The sequence below is a fragment of the Pseudomonas morbosilactucae genome, from assembly GCF_023241715.1.
GTDB lineage: Bacteria > Pseudomonadota > Gammaproteobacteria > Pseudomonadales > Pseudomonadaceae > Aquipseudomonas > Aquipseudomonas morbosilactucae.
The window spans coordinates 67068-73272 of record NZ_JALQCW010000016.1; the positions used below are offsets into that span (position 1 = coordinate 67068).

General features: G+C 64.8%; 6 protein-coding genes. All 6 read left to right on the forward strand.

The genetic code is table 11. The features are described from left to right. Window positions 1-5: 5 nt before the first annotated feature. The 6 genes from M1B34_RS08885 to M1B34_RS08910 all read left to right on the forward strand — a co-directional run bounded on the left by M1B34_RS08885 (window position 6) and on the right by M1B34_RS08910 (window position 5915). Entirely contained in the window at window positions 6-1199 is a 1194-nt protein-coding gene (locus M1B34_RS08885) for an SfnB family sulfur acquisition oxidoreductase (protein ID WP_268262886.1), read from the forward strand. Further along, window positions 1199-2566: an LLM class flavin-dependent oxidoreductase gene (locus M1B34_RS08890; protein ID WP_268264889.1), complete on the forward strand. Its 1368-nt coding sequence runs from the start codon at window positions 1199-1201 to the stop codon at window positions 2564-2566. The genes M1B34_RS08885 and M1B34_RS08890 overlap by 1 nt, the downstream gene beginning before the upstream one ends. A 55-nt stretch (window positions 2567-2621) precedes the next feature. Beyond that, window positions 2622-3431, forward strand: a complete 810-nt coding sequence (locus M1B34_RS08895) for a MetQ/NlpA family ABC transporter substrate-binding protein (RefSeq protein ID WP_123329008.1) — start codon at window positions 2622-2624, stop codon at window positions 3429-3431. Between the two features lies 1 nt (window position 3432). After that, window positions 3433-4557: a methionine ABC transporter ATP-binding protein gene (locus M1B34_RS08900; RefSeq protein ID WP_268264890.1), complete on the forward strand. Its 1125-nt coding sequence runs from the start codon at window positions 3433-3435 to the stop codon at window positions 4555-4557. Beyond that, a complete protein-coding gene (locus M1B34_RS08905; RefSeq protein WP_268264891.1) occupies window positions 4547-5191 on the forward strand; it encodes a methionine ABC transporter permease in 645 nt (214 codons plus the stop codon). The genes M1B34_RS08900 and M1B34_RS08905 overlap by 11 nt, the downstream gene beginning before the upstream one ends. 97 nt (window positions 5192-5288) lie before the next feature. After that, a complete protein-coding gene (locus M1B34_RS08910) occupies window positions 5289-5915 on the forward strand; it encodes a class I SAM-dependent methyltransferase (protein WP_268264892.1) in 627 nt (208 codons plus the stop codon). The last annotated feature ends 290 nt before the right edge of the window (window positions 5916-6205 follow it).

Here is a 6205-nt window from a genome sequence, read left to right on the forward strand (position 1 = left end):
AACACATGACTTTTTCTCACCACGTCGCGGTCATCACCAGCGATGAGCAAGCCCTGATCGTCGCCACCGACCTCGCTGAAGACTTCAAGCGCGACAGTGCCCTGCGCGACCGCGAGCGCCGCCTGCCGCACCCCGAGCTGGAGGCGTTCTCCCGCTCCGGCCTGTGGGGCATCAGCGTGCCGAAGGAATACGGTGGCGCCGGTGTGTCCAACGTCACCCTGGCCAAGGTCATTGCCTTGATCGCCCAGGCCGATGGCTCCCTCGGGCAGATTCCGCAAAACCATTTCTACGCCCTGGAAGTGCTGCGGGTGAACGGCAGCCCTGAGCAGAAACAACGCCTGTACGCCGAGGTCCTGGCCGGCCAGCGCTTCGGCAATGCCCTGGCCGAACTGGGCACCAAAACCGCCAACGACCGCACCACCCGCCTGACCCGGGACGGCGACGGCTACCGCATCAACGGTCGCAAGTTCTACTCCACCGGCGCCCTCTACGCCCAGCGCATTCCCACCTCGGTGGTGGATGAACAGGGCGTGCAGCAACTGGCGTTTGTCCCGGCCGACAGCCAGGGCCTGGAAGTGCTCGACGACTGGAGCGGCTTTGGCCAGCGCACCACCGGCAGCGGTTCGGTGGTGTTCGACAACGTCTACGTCGCCGCCGCCGATGTGGTGCCGTTCCAGAGCGCCTTCGAGCGCCCGACCACCGTCGGCCCGCTGGCGCAGATCCTCCACGCCGCCATCGACGCCGGCATCGCCCGCGCCGCCTACGAAGACGCCCTGCATTTCGTGCGCACCAAGACCCGGCCGTGGATCGACTCCGGCAACGACAAAGCCACGGACGACCCGCTGACCCTGAAAAGCTTCGGCCACCTGAGCGTTCGCCTGCACGCCACTGAGGCGCTGCTGGAACGCGCCGGGGAACTGCTCGACAGCGCCCAGGCCGCGACCAACGCCGACAGCGTGGCCGCCGCCTCGATCGCCGTGGCGGAAACCCGAGCCATCAGCACCGAGATTTCCCTGGCCGCCGGCACCACCCTGTTCGAGCTGGCCGGCAGCCAGGCGACCCTGGCCGAGCACGGCCTCGACCGCCACTGGCGCAACGCCCGGGTGCACACCCTGCACGACCCGGTGCGCTGGAAGTACCACGCGGTGGGTAACTACTACCTTAACCAGCAGAACCCGCCGCTGCGGGGGACGATCTGATGGCTGCGCTTGAAACCGGCAAGAAAAAGATCCTGCTCAATGCCTTCAACATGAACTGCATCGGGCACATCAACCACGGCCTGTGGACCCATCCACGGGACAACTCGACCCAGTACAAGACCATCGAGTACTGGACCGAGCTCGCTCAACTGCTGGAGCGCGGGTTGTTCGACGGGCTGTTTATCGCCGACATCGTCGGGGTCTACGACGTCTATCAGAACTCGGTGGACGTGCCCCTCAAAGAGGCCATCCAACTGCCGGTCAACGACCCGCTGCTGCTGGTCTCGGCGATGGCCGCGGTGACCAAGAACCTCGGCTTCGGCCTGACCGCCAACCTGACCTACGAGGCGCCGTATCTGTTCGCCCGGCGCCTGTCCACCCTCGACCACCTGAGCCGTGGCCGGGTTGGCTGGAACATCGTCACCGGCTACCTGGACAGCGCCGCCAAGGCCATGGGCCTGCAACAACAGATCGAACACGACCGCCGCTACGACCAGGCCGATGAGTACCTGGAGGTGCTGTACAAACTCTGGGAAGGCAGCTGGGAAAACGACGCCGTGATCAATGATCGCGAGCAGCGCATCTATGCCCAACCCGACAAGGTGCACAAGGTCGAGCACCAGGGCGAGTTCTACCAGGTCAGCGGCTATCACCTGTGCGAGCCCTCACCACAACGCACCCCAGTGCTGTTCCAGGCCGGCAGTTCGGATCGCGGTTTGCTGTTCGCCGGGCGTCACGCTGAGTGCGTGTTTATCAGCGGGCAGAACAAGGCGTCGACCAAGGTCCAGGTGGACAAGGTCCGCGCCAGCGCCGTGGCCGCCGGGCGCAAGGCCGAGGACGTCAAGGTATTCATGGGCCTCAACGTCATCGTCGCGCCCACCGAGGAAGCGGCCTGGGCCAAGCAGGCCGAGTACCGCAGCCATGCCAGCGCCGAAGCCGGCGTGGCGCATTTCTCGGCCTCCACCGGGATCGACTTTGCCCAGTACGAAATCGACGAACCGATCCAGTACGTGAAAAGCAACGCCATCCAGTCGGCCACCAAGAACCTGCAGAACAACGACTGGACCCGGCGCAAATTACTCGACCAGCACGCCCTCGGCGGCCGCTACATCACCGTGGTCGGTTCACCGACCCAGGTGGCCGACGAGCTGGAATCCTGGATCGCCGAAACCGGCCTGGACGGCTTCAACCTGACCCGCATCGTCACCCCGGAAAGCTATGTGGATTTCATCGACCTGGTGATCCCGGAATTGCAGCGGCGCGGTTCCTACAAAACCGCGTACGACAGCGGCACCCTGCGCGAGAAGCTGTTCCAGCACGACGCGCAACTGCCCGAACAACACACTGGCGCGGCCTATCGCCGCTGAGCGCCTCGCCGGCAAGCCAATGCCTACCCCCTAGCCCCGACTGGACCCGAACATCATGAAAAACACCCGCCTGAGCCACCCGATCAAAGCCCTGGTCCTCGCCCTCGGCCTGTTCAGCGGCGCCGTATTCGCCGCGGACAAACCACTGAAAGTCGGCACCACCGCCGCCTTCGCCATTCCCCTGGAAGCCGCCGTCGCCGAAGCCGATAAACAAGGCCTGAAAGTCGAGCTGGTGGAGTTCACCGACTGGATCGCGCCCAACGTCAGCCTGGCCGCCGGCGACATCGACGTGAATTACTTCCAGCACATCCCGTTCCTGGAAAATGCCAAGGCCGCTGCCGGTTTCGACCTGGTGCCCTTCGCCCCGGGCATCATCAACAACGTCGGCCTCTACTCGAAGAAATACAAAAGCTTCGCCGAGCTGCCTGAAGGCGCCAGCGTGGCCATCGCCAACGACCCGATCAACAGCGGGCGCGGCCTGCAACTGCTGGCCAAGGCCGGCTTGATTACCCTCAAGCCTGGCGTGGGCTACAAGGCTACCGAAGACGACATCGTCAGCAACCCGAAGAAGATCAAGATCCTCCAGGTCGAAGCCGTGCAACTGGTCCGCGCCTATGACGACGCCGACCTGGTCCAGGGCTACCCGGCCTATATCCGCCTGGCCAAGACCTTCGACGCCGAGTCGGCCCTGCTGTTCGACGGCCTCGACCACAAGGAATACGTGATCCAGTTCGTGATCCAGCCGAAGACCAAGACCGACCCGCGGCTGATCAAGTTCGTCGACATCTACCAGCATTCGCCGGCAGTGCGCGCCGCCCTGGATAAAGCCCACGGCAAGCTCTACCAAGCCGGCTGGGAAGGCTGATATGAGCGTCGCCAGCCTCCAGCGCCCACGGCCCGAACCTGCGCCCCAGAGCGCGGTTCAGGCCCAACTGCACCCCGAGCTGAACCGTGCCCACGTGCGGTTTATCGGCCTGACCAAGACCTACCAGGGCCAGCAAGGCCCGGTGCACGCCCTGCACGGCATCGACCTGGCGATCCAGCACGGTGAAGTGTTCGGCATCATCGGCCGCAGCGGCGCCGGCAAGTCGTCGCTGATCCGCACCATCAACCGCCTGGAGCAGCCCTCCAGCGGCCGGGTACTGATCGACCAGGTGGACATCGGCGACTTCGACGAAGACCGCCTGGTGGAGCTGCGCCGACGCATCGGCATGATCTTCCAGCACTTCAACCTGATGTCGGCCAAGACCGTGTGGCAGAACGTCGAGCTGCCGCTGAAGGTGGCCGGTGTGCCCAAGGAACAGCGTGAGCGCAAGGTTCGCGAACTGCTGGAACTGGTGGGCCTGCAAGACAAGCACAAGGCCTACCCGGCGCAGCTTTCCGGCGGGCAGAAACAACGGGTGGGGATCGCCCGGGCCCTGGTCCACGACCCGGCGATTCTGCTGTGCGACGAAGCCACCTCGGCCCTGGATCCGGAGACCACCCAGTCGATTCTCGGCCTGCTCAAAGAGATCAATCAGCGCCTGGGCCTGACCATCATCCTGATCACCCACGAGATGGCGGTGATCCGTGATATCTGCGACCGGGTGGTGGTCCTGGAACATGGGCACGTGGTCGAGCAGGGGCCGGTCTGGGAAGTCTTCGGCAACCCGCAGCACGAGGTCAGCAAAACGTTGCTGGCGCCGCTGCAACACAGCCTGCCCGATGAGCTACAAAGCCGTCTGCTGGAGCAATCGCCGTCGGTGGATGCGGCCCTGGTGCTGCGCCTGCAGTTCACCGGCAGCCAACGCGACGAGCCGGACCTGGCCGCGCTGTTCAACGCCCTTGGCGGCAAGGTGCGCTTGCTCCAAGGCGGCGTGGAACGCATCCAGGGCCACGCCCTGGGGCAATTGCTGCTGGCCGTGACGGGGTCGCCGCTGGATGCCGAAGCGCTGCGTCAGCGTGCCAGCCAGTGGGCACAACAGGTGGAGGTGCTGGGTTATGTGGTTTGATCGTTTGCTGCAAGGGGTCATCGACACCTTCCTGATGGTCGGCGTGTCGTCGCTGATTGCCCTGCTGGCGGGGATTCCCCTGGCGGTGATCCTGGTCACCAGCGGCAAGGGCGGGATCTACGAGGCACCGAACCTGAACCGGGCCCTGGGGGCCTTTGTGAACCTGTTTCGCTCGATCCCGTTCCTGATCCTGATGGTGGCGCTGATTCCCTTTACCCGGCTGATTGTCGGGACCACCTATGGCGTCTGGGCCGCTGTGGTGCCGCTGACCATTGCCGCGACGCCGTTCTTTGCGCGAATTGCCGAAGTCAGCCTGCGGGAAGTCGACCACGGTTTGATCGAAGCCGCACAGGCCATGGGCTGCCGACGCTGGCATATCGTTTGGCATGTGCTGTTGCCCGAAGCGTTGCCAGGCATCGTCGGCGGTTTCACCATCACCCTGGTGACCATGATCAACTCCTCGGCCATGGCTGGTGCCATTGGTGCGGGCGGCCTGGGCGACATCGCCTATCGCTACGGCTACCAGCGTTTCGACAGCCAGATCATGCTCACGGTGATCGTGCTGCTGGTGATTCTGGTGGCGGCCATCCAGCTCGGCGGCGATCGCCTGGCGCGGGTGCTGAACAAGCGTTGAGGAGCGCGGCGCGGGTTGCCTCGCCGTCGCGATCCAGCCCTCAGGGCGGCCATCTGGGGGTATATTGGGCACCTTTCTCCAGCCAGCGCAGCCCGCCATGAAACTCGCCCCCGACGACCTCGCCAGCATCACCGCCACCACCCTCGGCCATTACAACCAAGTGGCCGACGGTTTCCGCGAAGGCACCCGCGACCACGACGTCAGCCAGAACATCGACGCGCTGCTGCGACATCTCCAGGGTTCGGCCCCGTTCAACGTGCTGGATTTTGGCTGCGGCCCCGGGCGTGACCTGCAAACCTTCACCCGCCTGGGGCACGTCGCCGTGGGCCTCGACGGCTCCGAGCGCTTTGCCCAGATGGCCCGGGAAGACAGCGGTTGCGAGGTTTGGCAGCAGGACTTCCTCAAGCTTGATCTGCCGGATGGGCGCTTCGACGGCATTTTCGCCAATGCGGTGCTGTTCCATATTCCTCGCCAGGAACTGCCCCGGGTGCTCCAGCAATTGCACGGCACATTGAAACCCGGTGGCGTGCTGTTCAGCTCCAACCCCCGGGGCGACAACCAGGAAGGCTGGAACGGCCCACGCTACGGCGCCTATCACGACCTCGCGGCCTGGCAGGCGCTGCTTGCGGAGGCCGGGTTTGTCGAGTTGGAACATTACTACCGCCCCGCCGGCCTGCCCCGGGAACAACAACCATGGCTGGCCAGCGTTTGGCGCAAGGCCTGATTTGTAGGAGCCGGTTTGCCGGCGATGGCGGTTTCGGACAGGGCGCTCGTCTGGCGGGCCTCATCGCTGGCAAGCCAGCTCCTACAGAAAAACACACGCCCAACCGTTGTAGGAGCCGGCTTGCCGGCGATGGCGGTTTCGAATGGGGCGCTCGTCTTGTGGGCCTCATCGCTGGCAAGCCAGCGCCTACAGAAGAACACACGGCCCAACCGTTGTAGGAGCCGGCTTGCCGGCGATGGCAGTTTCGGATCGGGCGCTCGTCTTGCGGGCCCCATCGCTGGCAAGCCAGC

Bases quoted from the DNA above. Each gene is read 5' to 3' on its own strand.
- M1B34_RS08895 (WP_123329008.1), top strand. From the start codon at position 2,622: ATGAAAAACACCCGCCTGAGCCACCCGATCAAAGCCCTGGTCCTCGCC.
- M1B34_RS08910 (WP_268264892.1), top strand. From the start codon at position 5,289: ATGAAACTCGCCCCCGACGACCTCGCCAGCATCACCGCCACCACCCTC.
- M1B34_RS08890 (WP_268264889.1), top strand. From the start codon at position 1,199: ATGGCTGCGCTTGAAACCGGCAAGAAAAAGATCCTGCTCAATGCCTTC.
- M1B34_RS08885 (WP_268262886.1), top strand. From the start codon at position 6: ATGACTTTTTCTCACCACGTCGCGGTCATCACCAGCGATGAGCAAGCC.
- M1B34_RS08900 (WP_268264890.1), top strand. From the start codon at position 3,433: ATGAGCGTCGCCAGCCTCCAGCGCCCACGGCCCGAACCTGCGCCCCAG.
- M1B34_RS08905 (WP_268264891.1), top strand. From the start codon at position 4,547: ATGTGGTTTGATCGTTTGCTGCAAGGGGTCATCGACACCTTCCTGATG.